Genomic DNA, 20,220 nt, shown 5'->3' on the forward strand with positions numbered 1-20,220 from the left:
CGCAAAGATACAAAGGAGCAAAGACGCAAAGATGAGAATAGAAGAAATTCGGGTTTGTGGTATTGTGCAAGGGGTGGGTTTTCGTCCTACTGTGTATCGTTTGGCGAAGGTTTTGGGTTTGAAAGGTGATGTTTGTAATGATGGTGAAGGGGTGTTAATTCGTGTTTCTGGGAGTGAGGAGGAAATAGCGGAGTTTGTCAATCAATTATATCAAGAATGCCCTCCTTTGGCAAGAATTAATGAGGTGATTAGAAGTCCATATTTGGGGGAGTTTGATTTTAATAATTTTGTGATTTCTCGCAGTGTTAATAGTGTGGTGAAAACGGAAATTTCTCCTGACGCTGCAACTTGTCCCCAATGTCAAAGGGAGATTTTTGATCCTTTTAGTCGTTATTTTCGTTATCCTTTTACTAATTGTACTCATTGTGGTCCAAGGTTGAGTATTATTCGGGCTATTCCTTACGATAGAAATAACACTAGCATGGTGAATTTTTCAATGTGTAAGGAATGTGAAAAGGAATATCAAGATGTCGAAAATCGTCGTTTTCATGCCCAACCTGTGGCTTGTTTTGAATGTGGACCGCGTGCATGGTTAGAAAGGGCTGACGGTAAACCTGTTATCTCTGATATGTTTTCTATGTTAGATGATGTGGATGCTGTTTGTACTTTATTACAAAAGGGTGAAATCGTTGCTATTAAAGGTTTAGGCGGTTTTCATTTAGCTTGTGATGCCACTTTAGAAAATGCAGTTTTAAAACTCAGAAATCGTAAACAGCGTTATCATAAACCTTTGGCTTTAATGGCAAGGGATATTAATATTATTTCTGAATATTGCTATATTAATGAGTTGGAAAAAGAATTATTAACAAGTCCTGCTGCACCTATTGTTTTATTAAATATTAAAGATAATAGTAAATTAGCATCTGACCTAGCCCCAGGACAAAATACCCTGGGTTTCATGCTACCTTATACGCCGCTACATCATTTAATTCTCAGAAGAATGAAAGTACCCATAGTTTTAACTAGTGGGAATATTTCTGATGAACCACAATGTATAGATAATGAAGATGCAAAAGATAAATTATCAAAAATAGCTGATTATTTTCTTTTACATAATCGAGATATTGTTAATAGAGTAGATGATTCCATAGTTAGAGTTATTGATAATCAAATACAAACCCTTAGACGTGCTAGGGGATATGCACCAGCACCGATTAAATTACCACCTGGATTTGAGAAAATACCGCCAATTTTAGCCATGGGGAGTGAGTTAAAAAATACCTTTTGTTTATTAAGAGAAGATGAGGCGATTTTATCACAACATTTAGGAGATTTAGAAAATGCGGCTGCTTTTAATGCTTATCAAGAAATATTGAATTTATATCTGAATTTATTTGAACATAAACCAGAAATAATTGCTATTGATAAACATCCAGAATACTTATCATCTAAACTAGGTAAAGAACTAGCAACGGTTAATAATATTAAATTAGCAGAAATTCAACATCATCACGCTCATATAGCCGCTTGTATGGCAGAAAATCAAATTTCTTTAGATACAAAACCAGTATTAGGAATAGCCTTTGATGGTTTGGGATATGGAGAAGACGGTACATTATGGGGAGGAGAATTTTTATTAGCAGACTATCAAAATTTTCAACGTTTAGCCACATTTAAACCTATGCCCATGATAGGAGGAAAACAGGCAATTTATCAACCTTGGAGAAATACATACTCTCAATTAATTAATGCTTTCACCTGGGAAGAACTTAAAGAAAAATACAGGGATTTAGAAATAATCAAATTCTTAGAACATAAAAACCCTAGACTACTCAATCAAATCATAGAAAAAGGTATTAATTCACCCTTAACATCATCAGTAGGTAGATTATTTGATGCAGTTGCAGCCGCAATAGGTATTTGTCCAGAACAATGCAGTTATGAAGGACAAGCAGCCATAGAAATGGAAGCAATAACTGATATCAATATTTTAAACAATGATAAAGAAAGTCTAAATTATTCCTTTAAATTTAAAAAATTAGATAGTATTTATTATATAGATACATCCCCAACATGGCGAGAAATTCTTAATGATATTAAACAGCACATCTCATCATCAATAATAGCTGCGGGATTTCATAAAAGTTTAGTTATTGCTATTGTAACAATGGTTCAACAACTTAGACAAGAACATCAATTTAATCAAGTAGCATTAACAGGAGGCGTATTTCAGAACCAAATTCTATTACAACAGGTAAAAATGCGACTAGAAAAATTAGAACTTAATGTATTAACTCATAGTATAGTACCCATAAATGATGGCGGATTATCACTAGGACAAGCCGTAATTGCAGCCGCTAAATACTTAAAAGAAATAACATAAAAACCTCTGTTGTCTCTGCGTGAAATAAATCTTAAAAAAGGAAAACTAAAATGTGCTTAGGAATACCCGGACAAATCACAGAAATAACCAACTCAGAACATAAACTAGCCATAGTTAATATTGGAGGAGTCAAACGCCAAATAAACATAGCCTGTATAGTTGACGAACAACACCCCCCAGAAACTTGTATAGGAGATTGGGTATTAGTCCACGTCGGTTTTGCCATGAACAGAATCAACGAACAAGAAGCCGCAGAAACATTACAATTATTGCAAGAAATAGCCCAATCTTATCCTTAAAATCTCCTTTATTCCTTTGCGTCTTTGCACCTTTGCGCCTTTGCGCGAAACAAAAATTATGAAATATGTAAACGAATTTCGTAACCCAGAAAAAGCCCTCGCTTTACAACAAGAAATAACCAAACTCAGCCAACAAATAGACAGACATTTAAAAATAATGGAAGTATGTGGAGGACATGCCCATGCTATTTTCAAATACGGAATCGAAGAAATATTACCCGATAATATTGAATTAATTCATGGGCCGGGTTGTCCAGTGTGCGTCATGCCTAAAGGGAGAATAGATGATGCGATCGCACTCTGTCAACTACCCAACATCATATTTACCACATTTGGCGACGCAATGCGCGTACCCGGTGCAAAAACCAGCTTATTGCAAGCCAAAGCCCAAGGTGCAGATATTCGCATGGTTTATTCACCCTTAGATAGCCTGAAAATAGCCAAAGAAAACCCCCATAAAGAAATCATCTTCTTTGGTTTAGGCTTTGAAACCACCGCCCCCAGTACAGCATTTACCATCCTCCAAGCAGCCGCAGAAAATATCACTAACTTTAGTATGTTTTCTAATCATGTATTAGTAATTCCTGCATTACAAGCATTATTAGAAAATCCCGATTTACAACTTGATGGTTTTGTTGGTCCTGGTCATGTAAGTATGGTCATAGGCACAGAACCTTATGAATTTGTTGCCCAAAAATATCATAAACCCATCGTTATTTCTGGCTTTGAACCATTAGACATCTTCCAATCAATTTGGATGTTATTAAAACAAATAGTAGAAAATCGTTGTCAAGTCGAAAATCAATATAATCGCTTAGTAGAACCTAGGGGAAATAAAAACGCCTTAACAGCCATAAATAAAGTATTTGCAGTCCGTGAAAAATTTGCATGGAGAGGTTTAGGAGAAATCCCCAATTCTGGTTTTAAAATCCGCGAAGAATATGCCCAATTTGATGCAGAAGCTAAATTTACAATTCCTAATTTAAAAGTAGCAGATCATAAAGCTTGTCAATGTGGAGAAATTCTCAAAGGAGTTTTAAAACCTTGGCAATGTAAAGTATTTGGAACAGCTTGTACACCAGAAACACCCATAGGAACTTGTATGGTTTCCTCCGAAGGTGCTTGTGCAGCTTATTACAAATATGGGCGACTTCCAACTATGGCAAAAAGAGATAAATCAGGTGTATCAACCGAACCTATATCAGTCTAAATTACACAATTTGAGGAAAATGATATGCCTTTTGTAACTGTCCAAATTGGTAAAGGTCACTCCATAGAAAAAAAGCGAAAATTAGTTAAAGCTGTAACTGATGCTTTAGTTTCTGCTTTAGGAACAAAACCCGAATGGATAACCGTACATATTGACGAATTTGAACGGGAAGATTGGGCAGTTGGTGGCGTTTTACATTACGATAAACATAATGGTAGACATGAAGAAACGGGTAGGTAATTAATTAATAATGACAGGCATCTTGCCTGTCCCACAGGAAAAAAATATAATTACAAAGCAATTTTAAAAATGACAATCAACTCTCATCAAAATCCCCTTTTCCAAAAAATTGAGCAAGTCCGTCGTCGTCAAGGAAAGGTAAGAGATACTCATATTAACTTATCCCATGGTAGCGGTGGTAAAGCTATGAGAGATTTAATCGCCGATATCTTTGTTAAAAGTTTTGATAATCCCATTCTTTCCCAATTAGAAGACCAAGCCACATTTGATTTAGCCAATCTTTCCCAATATGGAAACAGATTAGCATTTACCACAGACTCCTATGTAGTAGACCCCTTATTTTTTCCCGGTTCAGACATAGGAGAACTAGCAATTAATGGCACAATTAACGATTTAGCTGTGAGTGGTGCAAAACCTTTATATCTTACCTGTAGCGTCATTTTAGAAGAAGGTTTACCAGTAGAAACATTACGGCGTGTAGTTGCCAGTATGCAAAAAGCAGCCCAAAAAGCCGGAGTGCAAATAGTCACAGGAGACACAAAAGTTGTTAATCGTGGTTGTGCTGACAAACTATTTATTAATACTGCCGGAATTGGCATAATTCCCCCAAACATTGATATTTCTCCCCGCAATATTCAACCAGGAGACGTAGTAATTATTAACGGTGAAATTGGCAATCATGGCACAGCAATATTAATTGCTAGAGGAGAATTAGCATTAGAAACAGATATAGAAAGTGACTGTCAACCATTACATGAATTAGTCGCCGAAATTATCAAAGTTTGCCCGCAAATTCACGCCATGAGAGACGCAACCAGAGGAGGTTTAGCCACAGTATTAAACGAATTTGCCCACACAGCCAACCTAGGAATACGCATTCATGAAAAAGCAATTCCTATTCGAGAAGAAGTAAATGGAGTTTGTGAAATCTTAGGTTTAGAACCCTTGTATTTAGCCAACGAAGGAAAATTAGTCATTATTGCCCCTCCAGAAAAAGCCGATTTAATTTTAGCAACAATGAAAAACCACCCCACAGGAAAACAAGCATCTATCATAGGTGAAATTATTCCCACACCACCAGGAATAGTCCTCTTAAAAACCGCCTTTGGTGCAGAAAGAATCATAGATATGCTAGTAGGAGATCAACTGCCAAGAATATGTTAGAATCTATAAATTACGTAGGTTGGGTTGACAAAATAAACCCAACACTTCCAACATTTTTGCGGTTTTGTTGGGTTGCGCTATCGCTTAACCCAACCTACAAATTCACTTCTTTTCTCTGTGTCCTCTGTGCCTCTGTGGTTCGTTTAAAAAAGTATATGCACGAATTAGGAATCACCCAAAACATCATCGCTATAGTTAGCGAAAACGCCCAAAATAAAAAAGTTCAAAGAGTATTATTAGAAATTGGCAAATTATCAGCTATTATGCCAGATGCAATTAAATTCTGTTTCGATATTTGCGCCCAAGGTACAATAGTCGAAGGGGCAATATTAGAAATATTAGAAATACCCGGAATGGCTAAATGTCGTCAATGTAGGACAATCTTTCCGATAGATAAACCTTTTGGAATTTGTCAATGTGGTAGTGTGCAATTAGATATCATAGCTGGTGAAGAATTAAAAATCAAAGAAATTGAAGTGGAGGAATTATGTGTGTAACTTGCGGCTGTTCTGATGATAATCAAATGACAATTACAAATATGGAAAATGCAGATCATCATACCCATACTTTAGCAGATGGAACTGTAATAACCCATTCTCATCATCATGAAGAAGCACCCCAAATTCATGCTAAAATTCATAATACAACAATATCTTTAGAACAAGAAATTTTAGGTAAAAACAACTTATTAGCTGCCCAAAATCGCGGCTGGTTTAAAGGTCGAAATATTCTGGCTTTGAATTTAATGAGTTCTCCAGGTGCGGGAAAAACGACATTATTAACTCGGACTATTAATGATTTAAAAGATAAATTATCTATTAGCGTGATTGAAGGTGATCAAGAAACTACTAATGATGCGGAAAAGATTAAGCAGACAGGTTGTAAAGTCGTGCAAATTAATACGGGTACAGGCTGTCATTTAGACGCATCAATGATAGAAAGAGGTTTGCAGGAACTTAACCCACCATTAAATTCTGTGGTGATGATTGAAAATGTCGGAAATTTAGTTTGTCCGGCTTTATTTGATTTAGGAGAAGCCGCTAAGGTGGTAATTTTATCGGTGACGGAAGGGGAAGATAAACCAATTAAATATCCCCATATTTTTCGCAATAGTGAAGTTATGATTATCACAAAAATTGATTTACTTCCCTATTTACAATTTGATGTTCAACGTTGTATTGAATATGCAAAACAGGTAAATCCCAAAATACAAATTTTCCAAGTTTCTGCTACTACTGGGGAAGGTTTGGAAAGTTTGTATAATTATTTCCTTCCCAGTCTTTGACTGGGAATGTTATCAAGAGGCTCTGCCTCTGCTATCATTAAAAGCAGAGCCTTCTATAGATAGTAATTATAAATATAGGGTGAGTTAGCATAGAAAACACGCTGACTACCCTACAAGTTTACAGATTACGACTAATCGAATACTTCGTAGGTGTAGTCAGGACTATCATTAGTTCTGAAAACGCTGAAGCCTTTCATTTCTCTTCCCTTTCCTTGACAACGATTTTGTTTATCTGCATCCCTTATTTGCCATGTAGCCTGATTTTGTACCCAGATCACACATCTACGAACATCACCTGATTCAACTACTCCGTTCAAGGTTTCTGCATAAACCCCAATATCCGAATTACTGACTCTACCAGAAAAAGCTATGCCACACTTACCAGGTTCAAGTTGTAGCCATCCCTGTGACCAAGTTCTAGCATTTGATTGATAACTGATTGCGACATAAGCCCTTGAACCTGCCCGATTACATACAGTAAGCGCTGCATTTGCTGGAGTTGTGAATCCGAAAGATGAGATACAACCAAGTATTCCCGCGCTTACAACCGAAACCAAATTTCTGAGTTTCACTTTTATCTCCTATTTCTGATGAAATTTTCCAATTTCAAGCTCACATTTATCTCTACGAAACTACACCACTCACCTAATCTTGAAAAGCGGAAAAAAGCGGATCGTAAAAAAAATTAAAAATCAGACGGAAAAAAGCTGAAAAATACGGATAAAGTCTGCTAAAATTACCTATGTCGCGTTATATTTATCAATATGCAGATTCAAGAACTGCTACAATATAAATATTATTAGGGAAACTGTCAGAATCAGGATATCCAGGATTTAAGGATTAACAAGATTAAAACTGGGATTTTATTACCAATTATCCATTACCAGTCTCAACCAGATAAGTAGCAACCTGGGTTAGTGTAATTCATATTTGTTAGGATATAAAAAACTATTCATAAAAGTAATCATGATAATTTCAGATGAAGTCCTCAAAGTAAGTGGTTTATCAGAAAAGCAACTTTTACTAGAAATTGTAATTTTGCTATTTCAACAAGAAAAAATCAGCTTAGGTAAAGCTAGTGAAATAATAAGCATGAATCAAATTAAGCTGCAAAAATTACTTGCTGAACGTGGGATATGTGTTCACTATGATGTAGCTGAATTACAGGAAGATATTCTGCATCTACGCGCAAAAGGTTGGTTATGATAGTAGTTAGTGATACATCACCCCTGAGCAATCTAGCTATTGTTGGTTACTTGTCACTTTTACAACAGATTTACAACAGAGTTATTATTCCTCAAGGAGTTGCAGAAGAACTCATAAATGCTAGTGATGAAGAAAATCTCATTGCAGAAGTGCTTTCTTTAGATTGGATTGAAGTTATACCAGCAAAAAATCTGGAACTTATTTCTATATTACGGAATAATCACAATTTGGATCGGGGTGAAGCTGAGGCAATAGCTCTTGTTATAGAATTAGAAGCAGATGAATTATTAATTGATGAACGTCTTGGCAGAAGAGAAGCTACTCGCTTAGGATTGCCTATTACGGGCATCCTTGGTATTCTATTAGTTGCCAAGCAAAGAAAGCTTATTCCTACAGTCCAACCAGTAATAGATGCTTTAATTATTCAAGCAGGTTTTCGGGTGAGTAGTCAACTCTATGCACAGGTTTTAAAAGCAGCAAATGAGTAATATTTAGACCAAGTTATGATATCAATTTATGCAAGCGAAAAGCGGAAAAAAGCGGATCGTAAAAAAAATTAAAAATCAGACGGAAAAAAGCTGAAAAATACGGATAAAGTCTGCTAAAATTACCTATGTCGCGTTACATTTATCAATATGCAGGTTCAGCAACTACTACAACTTGTGGATGACGCTTTTTATCTCAACACAGGACAGCATCTCAACGACTTACAACGTGGCGTTATTGAAGGAACACTAAAATATCAAAAATATGCTGATATTGCTGAAGCTTGTGGTTGTAGTGCCGGTCACGCGAAGGATGTAGGTTATGAACTCTTGCAAATGTTATCTAATATTTTCGATGAACCAGTTGATAAAAGTAATCTTAAATCTGTTCTTGAACGACAGGGAAATGTAAATATTTTTTTAGGTGATAAAAGTATTAATCAAAATATAATTGGTTGTGTGAATATTGGTTCTAAACCTCCTAAAAGAAAGTTAGATAAAAAGAGAGTTAAGAAAATCGAAAAATTAAGGCAGTTAGGTTTAAGTGATCAAGAAATTGTAGAAATATTAGAATTACCTTTAGAGGTCGTTCAAGAGGTGGAAGTTTAAACTTGGAATATTAAATCTACTAACTATCTAGGATCAGAAAATGGTGCGCTACGCTATCACTAACGCACTCTACGAATATTATTTTTGGAAAACTGTTAATAATACAAATCCTAATAAGTCATAATGACCTACACAATTTAAACCAGCATTATTCCCCATTTCTTCTCTTTGTTTTTGGCTATAAAACTTAATTCCTGTGGGAGAATGGGGCGTAATTTGACATGGTGATGAGTTATTAAAAGTAATGTCCACTAAATAGAATTTACCACCAGGAGAAAGTACCCTTGCTACCTCATTTAAAACCTGTTCTGGTTGAGGATAATGCAAAAAGCTGATGGTATTAAAAACCGCATCAAATTGTCCCTCAGCAAAGGGGAGATTTTCAGCATTACCTTCAAGGTAAATTAACCGGGGACGGTGGCGGTTATTTTGTCTTGCTACCCGTAACATTTGGGGAGATAAATCTAAACCTGTTCCTGTGATTTCTGGAAACTGTTTTGCTAATCTATCTAATAATCTACCTGTTCCACAACCTAAATCTAAAATATTTGCATGAGGTGATAATTCAACTTTTGTAAGTAATCTTTTATGGATTGCTTGATAAATAAAAGAAGGAAATGCCCAATCATAACTATTTGCCCAACGATCAAAAAGTTCTTTTTTGTTATTAATCATGTTGTTAATCATGGCTGGTATGTTGTATTTATTTTATTATAACAAGATAGATCCCCGACTTCTTCAAGAAGTCGGGGATCTGGTGATTTTAGTGATTAAAATATAATTTAGGACTTACAACCAATCTCGATAGGCTGAAATTTCGGTTACTCCAATTTCAAAAGGTGATCCTTTTCCAAAAGGAGGATAAACGCGAATTTTGGCATTTTTAGTAAATCTTTCCAGTCTATTTCCCAATTGGGGAATATTGCTGACTATATGCCAATAAGCCACTATATCGGGACAGTCTACAATTAACATCAAAGTAGTATTATTTGTAGTCATGTACCATTGACAATTAGATAGTAATACTTGGGTAATGCGATCGCACGCATAGAAGAAGCATTTACCAATAGATTGTTCCAATTCCAAATGGAGAATTCCATCCTCTTTTGTTACCTTTGTAGGAGGTAAATCATCGGGAGGAAGCAAAGAAAGTTTAGACATAATTCCGCACCTCTTGATTGTAGCGTTGCAAACTTTCTCGATTTTTTTGCAAAGAAAAAGATGAGGGTTTTAACGCTAGTGTGCTGAGATCTAATTCGTCCTGGAATTTCTTGATTTTGTCACGACAACCGTTAACATCACCGATAATAGAATTCTCAATCAAATAGTCTTCATCAAAACAAATATTTGTCCGATCAAATGCTGGTTGTTGAGGACTTTTCTGCATTACTTGAGTTGAGTTAGCTGTCATTTCTTTGCTGAAATGGCGAATAAAAGGCAATGCTTCATTTACCGCTTCATCATGAGTTTTACCCACAAAAAAGAACCGCGCTAACAGGAACTTATCAGCACCACTGGAATTAAATTCCCGATATTTATTGACTGTCTTCTTGAGTCTTTCTAGGGAAAAAGGTGGACCACCCATGATTCCAAAGGAATTTTTAGCAGCAAATTCAATTGCATCATTGTCACCACTAGCAACATATATGGGAATTGGTTTTTGCAATGGTTGGGGATGAATTGTGAGATTTTCGCATTGATAATATTGGCCATTAAATGATACGTTAGTCTCATATAAAAGCTTTTGAATCAATGCTACTGACTCTAACATTCTGCTGCGAGATTCCTGAGTTGTCACCCCAAAATGTTTATTTTGCTGGGGAAAAGGACCACCTTTAGCTACCCCAAAAGCCAGCCTACCACTACAAAGATTGTCCAACGTAGCAATATCTTCAGCCACGCGAATTGGCTGATGAAATGGCAATAATACAGCGGCAGTTCCTAGACGAATTTGCGAAGTCACACCTGCCAAATGTGCCAATAACAGCAAAATTGAAGAACTGAGATTGAACTCATTAAAATGATGTTCTGTTACCCAAGCTTCTTCAAAACCTAAACTTTCAGCCTCTTTTACCAATAAAACTTGCTCAAAAATAGTCCGTCTAGCATCTAGGTGATGATTTTCGTAATTGCAGAAAAGTCCTGTTTTCATTGTTGACCAAATATCAGATTAGGCTGCCATTAATTGCAACTCCAACCATAATCGAGGTTCAGACTGTTTTAACTTCGACATAGGGTCACGTAGCAATCGTTTAGCATTCAAACAAACTACTTGAATTAACCCCATATTTTCGGCTAATTCTCTGAGGATTTCTTTTTTAGCTTGAACATAGGGCATGATGTCTTCTCGACAATAAATTCCTATATATTGAAACCGTTTTGCAGGTCGTCCCCAAAAGCAAGTGATAACTTTCACATGACAGCCTTCTAAGAGTTCTCCCACGGCGGGGTAATAGTCATTTACGACTCTAATAAATTCTTGGGCTAGGATGTCTTCAGTAATCATCTGACTGATTCTTCTGTAGCTTCCATAACTCTATTGATTATAACATATAATTGTTATTTAAACCTGACAAAATTAATAATAAAATACCAGATCCCCGACTTCTTTAAGAAGTCGGGGATCTAAATATCTCAAGTTTTTATCGAGAATTACGTTCTGCTACTAAAACATCAGCAATAATATCTGGTAGACTTTTCAAATCGGTATATCCCTCTGCACCAGAAATTGGGGAAATAAAAGTATAGTTAGGGTCACAAACTCCTGTGTCATAAACCTGCATAAACCATTTATCAGGTAATCCCTCTACACCCAATTCTACAATGTACCAACTCTCACCCATTAATCGAGAATTAATCACTGTAAACCAATCTCTATAATCATCAGCAATATTCCAATCTGCCAAAAGAAATTCTAATGATATTTTTCCAGCATCAGTTGCAGTCAATAGCATCATTACTCCTGAGTGACAACTTGATTAGAAACTTCAGGATATAAACCTAATTCCTTTGCTAATTGTTTAGCAACAAAAAATAGAAATTGCGCTCCATCTTGATTACCTTGATGGGCAAACATTGTGGCTACTTGTAACATTGCTTGCACTAAACCAGAATCAATTAATTCCGGTTGTGCTTCCAAAACTTCTGGTTCTTGACCATTAGGACATTGGAGAAGTTCATCAATTAAATTAAAATACTGTGTTTGGCGTTCGTCTGTCATGATAATTTAGTTTATGGTGAATGATTAACTTGAAAAATTACTGTTCGATGCTTTGTTGCCACATTCTTTCTAAGATGGCAATGTGTTCTTTTAATACAGCAGCACGATAGACAAGATATCTGTCATAAGCAATAATTCCTATACCAGTACAAATCGGTGTGATTAAAAATATCCATTGCAAAATTGTTGCTAATTTGTATTTTTTTGCCGCAATTTTTAATTGATGTAGAAAGTTATTGTTAGATAATTTAACCTTGACTAAAGATGGCTGAGTATTGATAATTTTTTGTTGGGGAACTAATTGAGGAGATGCTATATTTATTTTCGGCAATTCACAGGATAAATTCTGTGTTTTAACGAACTCTCTATGTTGTCCCCAAACTATAGCAAATACTACTACCCCTGGAGAAATTAATGCTAAAGTTACCAAACTTACAGTCAGCACATTTAAAAGTTTGACTTTCATATTTATTCTCCATTGCCAGGTATAGATTACCTAGATAGAAATAAAATTTCTATTAGATTGATTTTTGCACCTTTTTGTTATTCAAAATATGCTGATCAAAATCTCCTCAAAAATAAAATTATGTCCTTTCTGTATGGAGTAATACAGATAGTATTTAGATGAATCTTGAGAGATATAGGAGTTAAGAAGTCCCCCCTGATTCGTCAGACTTTCATCTTAGGAACTTCGGGGGGTAGAGGGGAATCTCTGCGTAAATCCTATATCGTTTATATCAGTTGCTCTTTTAGTCCCAACTTTAAGTGAGTTGAATTAATATTATTAAGATGATTACAACAATACTCACAGCCTGTAATCCTGACTGTGTAAACATTAAAAAAAATATTTGGTGTAGGGGTGCTAGTATTTATTGAGTGGGGTACTAGCATTTTTGAGGGAAGGGACGGGGGATTTTGTACTCAAACTCAAACGAAGATGGGCTATTGGTTTGATATATTTTGAAAGGAAGATTCACAAGTACAAACTGCACTCAAATCACAGCATCTCATGACAAGGCTAGACCTAAGATATCTTGAATAGCTCAGAAACAAAATTAAGATATTCTAAGGAAAGTATTATCTTATTATTTTCAACAATTGGGAAGATTTGCTTATAGCAATAGACAGAGATGATGCTAAAATGGCTATGGCTGATATCAAAACTCAATCAGATAAATACTTAACCAAAATAGATTAATATATAAATTTTAGAGGTTAATAAATGCGAATTGCTAAAGACGTAACAGAACTTATTGGCAAAACTCCATTAATTCAGTTGAATAAAATTCCCCAAGCCGAGGGAGTGGTAGCGAGGATAGTTGTCAAATTAGAAAGCATGAATCCTGCTGCCTCTGTGAAAGACAGAATTGGCGTGAGTATGATTCTTTCCGCTGAAGCTGAAGGTTTAATTTCACCGGACAAAACCATTTTAGTCGAACCCACATCTGGTAACACAGGTATCGCCTTAGCAATGGTAGCAGCCGCCCGTGGCTACAAATTAATTTTAACCATGCCAGAAACCATGAGCCAAGAAAGACGCGCCATGTTGCGGGCTTATGGTGCCAGTTTGGAATTAACACCTGGTACTCAAGGAATGCGAGGTGCAATTAACAAAGCGGAGGAAATTGTTGCTAATACTCCCAATGCTTTTATGTTACAACAATTTGCTAACCCAGCTAACCCGAAAATTCACCGAGAAACCACCGCTGAAGAAATTTGGGCAGATACAGACGGAGAAGTTGATATCTTAATTTCTGGGGTCGGAACTGGTGGCACAATTACTGGTATTGCCGAAGTTATTAAACAACGCAAACCAAGTTTTCAAGTGATTGCAGTTGAACCTAGTAATAGTCCAATTCTATCAGGTGGTAAAGCAGGTTCTCACAAAATTCAAGGTATTGGTGCGGGATTTATTCCTGATGTTTTGCGTCAAGATCTAATTGATGAAATAATTCAAGTTGAGGACGCAGCAGCAATGGACTATGGACGGAGATTAGCCAGGGAAGAAGGGTTATTATCAGGAATATCTTCTGGTGCGGCTTTAGCTGCTGCTATTGAAGTAGGAAAACGCCCAGAAAATGCTGGTAAATTAATAGTAATGATTCAACCTTCCTTTGGTGAACGCTATTTAAGTACCGCTATGTTTCAAGATTTAATGAGTTAAACATTTCGTAGGTTGGGTTGACGCAAGGAAACCCAACAAAATCCTTAATAATTTTTGTCTGATAGCGTAGCGTGGCGTAGCCATATCAGGATTTACAGGATTTAAGGATTTATAGGATGTTTATTTATTTGATAAAATAACTTATAATTCTCTATTTTTTGATATTAAATTATATTAATCATTTATAACATATTCAATTGCTTCTAACTTTTGTAGAGAATTAGTTAATTTTTGTTTAATTTTTATCTCTCCAGCCCAACTTACATATTCTTCGTCACCACCTGTAAGGTCTTCTGCTGTCCAATTGGCGAAAAAAAACTCTGATGAAACTTGATATTTTGCTTCAAATTCCATTAGTAATTTATTGGTTTTTTCTATTGAACGTTTTAAGTTTTTAATCTCGGAATCAATGGCTGACTGAACCAGGTTTTGTACGATTTCAACGTCAGGAGAATCGGATTTAATTTGTAGCTGTAACATAAGTTTTACCTCAAATAGAAGGACTATAGTAATTTTACTGCTTGGGTTTTTACAAGACAATACATATTAATTATAACATTTTTTTACTCTATGGGAAAACCTGGAATAATTCTATCAATCTCCTGCATTAGTTGTAAAGTTGCTGTTAAAGCAATGACAATTTTTTGATAATGGTTAATTTCCTCAACAGATAATTTTCTATTAGCATTTTTTCGGTCTTTTAACCATTTATCTAATACTTGATATCCTCCTATTTTAAATTCCCAAATATGTGGAGGAATATCGGTAAAATAACTCTGTTTATTGATATAAACTCTTTGCAATTCGGAATTATAGGTAACTTCGCTAACTTGATTATCTTCTATGGTTTGGTATGTTGTGATTAAGGTATTGAGTTTATCAGATTTCATTAAATGTAAATTAACTAATTCTTCTCCTTTGATAGCTAATTCATGAAAGAGTTTTTGATTACTGGTTAAGGGAAGACGCGGAAAATCTATCTTTAGAAATTCAGCGTATCTAGTACGATAGGTTGGACTGTGAAATATAGCATAAGCATAGTAAAATATTTTTTCTGGAGTTGGTATTTTACCAAGTTTTTCTTTGATAGCTTCTAGGAATTTTGGGGATAGGTTGGGAGTTTTTTCCAGAAAAAGATTTGTTTGATCATTTTCTGTATTTGGGTATGTGTAGAGAGGAAAGTAATAGTTAAATTCTCTTGAACTTAATGATATTGCATTACAGTCTCCCAGAAAATTAGTTACAAATATGTGTCTAAATCCCATTTCTGCTTGTTGTCTGCAACAAATTAATGCTAAGTTAGGATGAATTAAATGTTGCATTACTTCTTTAACAGGTCTTTTGAGAATCCTCTTACTAAAATAAATCCATCTGTTATCAAATAATCTATAACAATATGGTTTAAGTAAATCAGAATTATATCTTTCAATAAAAGCAGTTTTTCTTTCTGCATTTAATGTCCAACCTGCTTTATCTGTTAATTCATAATAGGTTTGAATTTCATTATTAGTAATTGATGATGAATAAAAGTCTTGAACTCTTTTTTCTAATTCTTTTTTGTCGTAAGCTATAGCAAAATAATCATGTCCTGATTGAATACCATTCTTAGACAATAAAAATATATCTGTTATTGGGATTAACTTATTATACTCTTGGATTATTTCAAAATCTTTCGGTGCAAAAAAGTAATTTGGTGCAGTTGGTTGTAACTCTATCCAATTAACATTATTTAAACTCGCAGATTCTAAAAACTTATATTTATCCTCACGACTTCCCCAAAGATCATAATATAACACCTTAGCCATTTCCTTAATTCCATCTCTGGATTTATAAGCCGTAGAAAAATAATCAGGTTCGCTTTTTTCGCGCACAGCAATTAAAATCGCTACACCTTGTTGAATATCAAAAACATTTTGATCAACATTTCCCTCTGGTGTGGTTTCTTTTAATAAAGAATTACCATGTAAATCCATGATATATAAAGTATCAAAATACTTTAATAATTCTTCCCTCATACCTCTATGAATTAAACCATTGAGATAGGAATGATTAGTAATAAAACCAATAATACCATAGCCTTTAGGTGTTTTTTGAATTTGATATTGAGCAAAACGAATAAATTTAATATAATCATCATCTAAAGGTTGAATATTCTTTTCTTTTTCTAGTCTGACTCTACCTTTATATAATTCTAAAAGTTCCCCAATATGGGTTAATTCCGTAATGGTTTTACCCGCTTTTCCTGTTTTGTAAATCCGATTCCAAGCTGAACCAGTATATTCAACATCTGCTAAATATCTTTCATCTTGATTTAAAACTCTTTTGCGTTTACTAGCATTTTGAGAACTGACAGAATAAGGAGGATTTCCTAATACCACCATTACCGGAATTTCTGTTTTTACTTTTCCTGCTTGACTGGATTCTTTCGCAATTATTTGAGTAATACCAGGAATTAAATCACCTTCCTTTATTCCTGCTTCTAACGCATTTGTTAAATAAACTTTTAATCTTTCCTCTGGTACAAATTTATAACCTAAATCTCCTAATAATAAACCTAATTTTAAATGCGCTATAGTATAGGGAGTCATTAATAATTCAAATCCAAATAGACGGTTTAAAAGTCTTGCACCTCTTAAAAAATTATTCCATTGACGGATATCAAAATTAGCAACATTATCACGAATTTGTTTAATAACTGCATATAAAAATGTTCCTGTTCCAGTTGCGGGGTCAAGAATTGTGACTTTGCGATTTCCTAAACCATATTCTAAATCAAAGACTTTATCTAAAATATCATCAACAGAACGAACAATAAAATTAACTACAGGTTCAGGAGTATAATAAACTCCTCTACTTTTCCTTAATGAAGATTCATAAGCAGCTAAAAATGTTTCATAAAAGTGAATAACTGGGTCTTCTGTGCGGGTTTCCTGACCAAAGTTTTCTAAAATATTGGTCATGTCTATTGTGTTAAATAAGTCTATTAAATTCTCAATTGATTTGTGAATTTTACTAACACTATCAGTTCCTAAAACCAAATCAAATAAACCCTTTAAAAAAGGGATTCTATCAGTAATATAAATACTGGCTGTAGTGCGATTAAATGCAAATTGTCCAGGGTTTTGTGCATGACCAATTTTCGCAGTAAATAACCCATAAGCAATAGTTTGGGCATACATATCTGCAAATTTATCATTATCTATATCTAAAAGTAGTAATTTCTTAAATGTTGATTTTAATTGATTTAATTCTTCTGTAGTTGTTTCTATTTCTAAAGATGATTGAATTGCGTTTCTAATGGTTTTAGTATAAGCTGCCATTTCCTTAGCCAAATCATAATAATTATTAATATCTTTGGCTTTTTGATTTAGGAATAATTGCAGTAATTCTCTGATAGGTTGTAAATTATCAATTAGAATAATTTCACCTTGTTCTAAATCAGCTAGTTTAGCAGTTTTTTCACATTCTCCGTCGACATACCACCAAAATTCTAGATAATTAGTTAAAATCAAATTGTAACCAATATTGGATTCTAAATAACGTTTGATTTGTGCAGTTTTTTGGATTTTACCTAAATCAATATGAATATCTTTAGCTTCTATATATCCCAAAATTCGATCATTTTTTCTAATAGTTAAATCAGGGATTCCTGCTTGATTACCTTTCTCTTCAATTCTGGCATTAATACCAATCATTAAATCCTCAACTAGACGTTTTAGACTGGGGTAATGACTACGTTCTCCACCGCGTTGGCTATTTTCTTGCAAGTCTTGGATATAGTTATTGAAATCAGACATAATCCCTGGAATATTAATAAATAATTTTCCTTTGAGGATAGCACATATTTTTTAAGATTTATCAAATTGTAGTAAAAGATTACATTTAGTAATAGTCCCCGAATTCTTTAATAAAGTATCATTTTTTAGTGAGATAAATATTAAAAACCCAAAAAATCTATGCCGCAAAACTTGTAGAGACATTTAATAAAACATCTCCACATTTATGAACCTCTCAAACTCTTATTTCTCCGTGTCCTCTGTGTCCTCTGTGGTTAGTTTCTTCATTCATTTCATTCTAAAATCTTGCAACAAAAAAGGCATAATTGCACCCGTAGTCAAACTAGCCACAGTAACGGGAATACAAAGAGGAATTGAGGCTTGTGCTAATAATACTAATATAACCGTACCAATACCACTAGCAATAATAATTTGACGCAGAAAATATATAGGGTCACGGAATAGTTTACCCTTGAAAAATAACTGCATAGAAAACCAAGTTAATGCTAACATATATGCTCCTAATGATTGGCTAATAAATTCAGGACAAATAACCCTAAAATTACCGCAGGAATTACCCCTGCTGGTGCAAATAAACTACCAATTATGGCTGCAAATTGGTATCCGATATCTTTACCCGCAAGGATAATTCCACCAATTGCACCACCAATCATTGATAAAATCACAGCAATGATTAACCAAGTAAATCCTGTAGTGAGATTTAATTCTGTATTTAAACTATGCAGAAATTTGAGAAATACTGGATCATTTACTAATTCAAACATAGATATTCTCCTATTTAGGGTTTAATTTAATGAAAATGCTTGAATTTCCGCAGTTAAATCTTGGAGGGCTTTGGCTACTATTTCGGCTTGTTCTAATTGCTGATGTTCTGTAAATATTCGCCAAGCTTCTTGATAGTATTCTTCTGCCTTTAAGAGATTTTGGGGATTCCCTAATTCTGGTTTTTCGGGGTCGTCAGGTAAGTTGAAGAGAAGGTTAGCTTTGTTAGAAATTGTATTCGCATATTCTAACGGTGTATCTTGCAAATTACGCACTTTTAAAGCTTCATTGTAAGCTAAAACAGCCCGTAAATTATTTTCGATAGGATGAGAACTTACTAAATATTGTAAAGCATTTCCTAAATTATTTTGCAACATTGCATACTCTCTAGGATGGTCAATTAAGTTAATATGCTTGAGGGCAATTTCAAAAGACTGAACCGCTAAACCTTGACGCAAAGATTCCTGTGCCGACGACATGGGCATGGAAAGATAAGCGATCGCTATGTTATTATGTAAAATCGCATATTCCTGAGGGTAATTTTCCCAAGTAAACACCCGCAAAGCCTCATGATAAGCATGAATACTCTCAGTTATCTGGGCTAAATTATAGGGAACTAAAGATTGGAAAACTAACCCCAAATTCATCTGCACTGCGGCTACTTCCTCCGCCGTTGCCAATTGTTGTAAAATCGGCAAAGCTTCCTGATAATCTGCCCGTGCTTGTTGCAAAAATTGAGAACCCCCGTCAGGAATCATCTGTAATGACCCTGCCATGCCCACCTTAGCCCGTGCTTTCAGTAAAACATAGTCATCCCCACACATTTGATAAGCGCGGTCAAATAGCCCAATTGCATTATGTAAATCTTGTGCTGTTTTCGGCTTCTTTTGAAAACCTTGTGCTATTTCTATTAGCATTTGGATTTTTTCGGCTGTTGTTGCTGACTCTGAAGATATGGACGCAATAGCAGCTTTCACAAATGAATCTGTAATACTAGAAGTCATAAATTTGCCTGGGGAATGGAGTTATGATCACCCATATATTAGGGTTATTAACTAAGCCGATTTACGCAGTTTTCGAGTTGATACAAATTCCCCAATTTCTTACAGTCGTATGCACTTAAATAAAACACATCATGCCCCCCTCCTCGCTTGCGGGGAGGGGTTGGGGGTGGGGTTATTTCGTTCTAGACACAACCCCCCATCCAATATAAAACAATTGGATTATAAAAATCTAGAGTGAATTTACCAATAAAAGGAGTTGCCTTTCTATCCTCAAATTCGTGATTTATCTAGCAGTTATCAAAATTGACATAAAATTAAAACCAGAATAAAAAACCCACTCATTAAGAGGATGTTTGAAAAGTTTTGAATGTATAAATTGACCCCTCTCCAAA

At 34.9% G+C, this 20,220-nt stretch carries 24 protein-coding genes; 11 read left to right on the forward strand and 13 right to left on the reverse strand.

Annotation, left to right across the window (positions count from 1 at the left end):
• Positions 1 to 31 precede the first annotated feature (31 nt).
• The 7 genes from hypF to hypB all read left to right on the forward strand — a co-directional run bounded on the left by hypF (position 32) and on the right by hypB (position 6,581).
• On the forward strand, positions 32 to 2,383 hold the full coding sequence (hypF, locus tag HGD76_RS10005) for a carbamoyltransferase HypF (protein WP_168695682.1): 2,352 nt from the start codon (positions 32 to 34) through the stop codon (positions 2,381 to 2,383).
• Between the two features lie 50 nt (positions 2,384 to 2,433).
• Complete coding sequence (locus tag HGD76_RS10010; protein ID WP_168695683.1) at positions 2,434 to 2,682, forward strand: HypC/HybG/HupF family hydrogenase formation chaperone; 249 nt, start codon at positions 2,434 to 2,436, stop codon at positions 2,680 to 2,682.
• A gap of 58 nt (positions 2,683 to 2,740) precedes the next feature.
• The gene (gene hypD, locus HGD76_RS10015; RefSeq protein WP_168695684.1) at positions 2,741 to 3,892 is read left to right on the forward strand and encodes a hydrogenase formation protein HypD; all 1,152 of its coding nucleotides are present in this window, start codon (positions 2,741 to 2,743) and stop codon (positions 3,890 to 3,892) included.
• Between the two features lie 24 nt (positions 3,893 to 3,916).
• Positions 3,917 to 4,132: a tautomerase family protein gene (locus HGD76_RS10020; protein WP_027401706.1), complete on the forward strand. Its 216-nt coding sequence runs from the start codon at positions 3,917 to 3,919 to the stop codon at positions 4,130 to 4,132.
• A 69-nt stretch (positions 4,133 to 4,201) separates the two neighbouring features.
• Positions 4,202 to 5,296 (forward strand): hydrogenase expression/formation protein HypE, encoded by a 1,095-nt coding sequence (gene hypE / locus HGD76_RS10025; RefSeq protein ID WP_168695685.1) that lies wholly within the window; start codon positions 4,202 to 4,204, stop codon positions 5,294 to 5,296.
• Positions 5,297 to 5,451: 155 nt separating this feature from the next.
• Positions 5,452 to 5,793, forward strand: a complete 342-nt coding sequence (gene hypA, locus HGD76_RS10030) for a hydrogenase maturation nickel metallochaperone HypA (protein ID WP_168697416.1) — start codon at positions 5,452 to 5,454, stop codon at positions 5,791 to 5,793.
• Positions 5,784 to 6,581, forward strand: a complete 798-nt coding sequence (hypB, locus tag HGD76_RS10035; protein ID WP_168695686.1) for a hydrogenase nickel incorporation protein HypB — start codon at positions 5,784 to 5,786, stop codon at positions 6,579 to 6,581. The genes hypA and hypB overlap by 10 nt, the downstream gene beginning before the upstream one ends.
• 131 nt (positions 6,582 to 6,712) lie before the next feature.
• On the opposite strand, the gene HGD76_RS10040 is transcribed toward hypB, so the two are convergent.
• Entirely contained in the window at positions 6,713 to 7,153 is a 441-nt protein-coding gene (locus HGD76_RS10040; protein ID WP_168695687.1) for a DUF1036 domain-containing protein, read from the reverse strand.
• 394 nt (positions 7,154 to 7,547) lie between these two features.
• Between HGD76_RS10040 and HGD76_RS10045 the strand changes: the two genes are divergently transcribed.
• The 3 genes from HGD76_RS10045 (at position 7,548) to HGD76_RS10055 (ending at position 8,881) form a co-directional block, all read left to right on the forward strand.
• A complete protein-coding gene (locus tag HGD76_RS10045; RefSeq protein WP_168695688.1) occupies positions 7,548 to 7,787 on the forward strand; it encodes a UPF0175 family protein in 240 nt (79 codons plus the stop codon).
• Positions 7,784 to 8,275 carry a PIN domain-containing protein gene (locus HGD76_RS10050; protein ID WP_168695689.1) on the forward strand — a complete coding sequence of 164 codons (492 nt, stop codon included), beginning with the start codon at positions 7,784 to 7,786 and terminating at the stop codon, positions 8,273 to 8,275. Before HGD76_RS10045 ends, HGD76_RS10050 begins: the two co-directional genes overlap by 4 nt.
• Before the next feature lie 147 nt (positions 8,276 to 8,422).
• Positions 8,423 to 8,881: a helix-turn-helix domain-containing protein gene (locus tag HGD76_RS10055; protein WP_168695690.1), complete on the forward strand. Its 459-nt coding sequence runs from the start codon at positions 8,423 to 8,425 to the stop codon at positions 8,879 to 8,881.
• A 78-nt stretch (positions 8,882 to 8,959) separates the two neighbouring features.
• On the opposite strand, the gene HGD76_RS10060 is transcribed toward HGD76_RS10055, so the two are convergent.
• The 7 genes from HGD76_RS10060 to HGD76_RS10090 all read right to left on the reverse strand — a co-directional run bounded on the left by HGD76_RS10060 (position 8,960) and on the right by HGD76_RS10090 (position 12,567).
• Positions 8,960 to 9,568, reverse strand: coding sequence for a class I SAM-dependent methyltransferase (locus HGD76_RS10060; RefSeq protein WP_168695691.1), 609 nt, complete (start codon positions 9,566 to 9,568; stop codon positions 8,960 to 8,962).
• Between the two features lie 102 nt (positions 9,569 to 9,670).
• The gene (locus HGD76_RS10065) at positions 9,671 to 10,042 is read right to left on the reverse strand and encodes a hypothetical protein (protein WP_168695692.1); all 372 of its coding nucleotides are present in this window, start codon (positions 10,040 to 10,042) and stop codon (positions 9,671 to 9,673) included.
• Entirely contained in the window at positions 10,035 to 11,033 is a 999-nt protein-coding gene (locus tag HGD76_RS10070; protein WP_168695693.1) for an LLM class flavin-dependent oxidoreductase, read from the reverse strand. The genes HGD76_RS10065 and HGD76_RS10070 overlap by 8 nt, the downstream gene beginning before the upstream one ends.
• A gap of 18 nt (positions 11,034 to 11,051) precedes the next feature.
• The gene (locus HGD76_RS10075) at positions 11,052 to 11,387 is read right to left on the reverse strand and encodes a hypothetical protein (RefSeq protein ID WP_168695694.1); all 336 of its coding nucleotides are present in this window, start codon (positions 11,385 to 11,387) and stop codon (positions 11,052 to 11,054) included.
• A 136-nt stretch (positions 11,388 to 11,523) separates the two neighbouring features.
• On the reverse strand, positions 11,524 to 11,835 hold the full coding sequence (locus HGD76_RS10080) for a hypothetical protein (protein ID WP_168697417.1): 312 nt from the start codon (positions 11,833 to 11,835) through the stop codon (positions 11,524 to 11,526).
• A gap of 2 nt (positions 11,836 to 11,837) precedes the next feature.
• On the reverse strand, positions 11,838 to 12,101 hold the full coding sequence (locus tag HGD76_RS10085; protein ID WP_015079389.1) for a hypothetical protein: 264 nt from the start codon (positions 12,099 to 12,101) through the stop codon (positions 11,838 to 11,840).
• 37 nt (positions 12,102 to 12,138) lie between these two features.
• Positions 12,139 to 12,567 carry a hypothetical protein gene (locus HGD76_RS10090; RefSeq protein WP_168695695.1) on the reverse strand — a complete coding sequence of 143 codons (429 nt, stop codon included), beginning with the start codon at positions 12,565 to 12,567 and terminating at the stop codon, positions 12,139 to 12,141.
• Positions 12,568 to 13,323: 756 nt separating this feature from the next.
• Here HGD76_RS10090 and cysK point away from each other — a divergent pair.
• Positions 13,324 to 14,265 carry a cysteine synthase A gene (cysK, locus tag HGD76_RS10095; RefSeq protein WP_148761936.1) on the forward strand — a complete coding sequence of 314 codons (942 nt, stop codon included), beginning with the start codon at positions 13,324 to 13,326 and terminating at the stop codon, positions 14,263 to 14,265.
• Between the two features lie 174 nt (positions 14,266 to 14,439).
• Here cysK and HGD76_RS10100 read toward each other — a convergent pair whose 3' ends face one another.
• From HGD76_RS10100 to HGD76_RS10120, 5 genes are all read right to left on the reverse strand, one after another.
• On the reverse strand, positions 14,440 to 14,745 hold the full coding sequence (locus HGD76_RS10100) for a hypothetical protein (protein WP_168653085.1): 306 nt from the start codon (positions 14,743 to 14,745) through the stop codon (positions 14,440 to 14,442).
• An 83-nt stretch (positions 14,746 to 14,828) separates the two neighbouring features.
• Complete coding sequence (locus tag HGD76_RS10105; protein WP_168695696.1) at positions 14,829 to 18,062, reverse strand: type ISP restriction/modification enzyme; 3,234 nt, start codon at positions 18,060 to 18,062, stop codon at positions 14,829 to 14,831.
• A gap of 267 nt (positions 18,063 to 18,329) precedes the next feature.
• Complete coding sequence (locus tag HGD76_RS10110) at positions 18,330 to 18,554, reverse strand: hypothetical protein (RefSeq protein ID WP_015079383.1); 225 nt, start codon at positions 18,552 to 18,554, stop codon at positions 18,330 to 18,332.
• A gap of 8 nt (positions 18,555 to 18,562) precedes the next feature.
• Positions 18,563 to 18,826, reverse strand: a complete 264-nt coding sequence (locus HGD76_RS10115) for an asr0689 family protein (protein WP_015079382.1) — start codon at positions 18,824 to 18,826, stop codon at positions 18,563 to 18,565.
• Positions 18,827 to 18,847: 21 nt separating this feature from the next.
• The gene (locus tag HGD76_RS10120) at positions 18,848 to 19,828 is read right to left on the reverse strand and encodes a hypothetical protein (protein WP_168695697.1); all 981 of its coding nucleotides are present in this window, start codon (positions 19,826 to 19,828) and stop codon (positions 18,848 to 18,850) included.
• Positions 19,829 to 20,220 lie beyond the last annotated feature (392 nt).

The sequence above is a fragment of the Dolichospermum flos-aquae CCAP 1403/13F genome (genome assembly GCF_012516395.1).
GTDB lineage: Bacteria > Cyanobacteriota > Cyanobacteriia > Cyanobacteriales > Nostocaceae > Dolichospermum > Dolichospermum lemmermannii.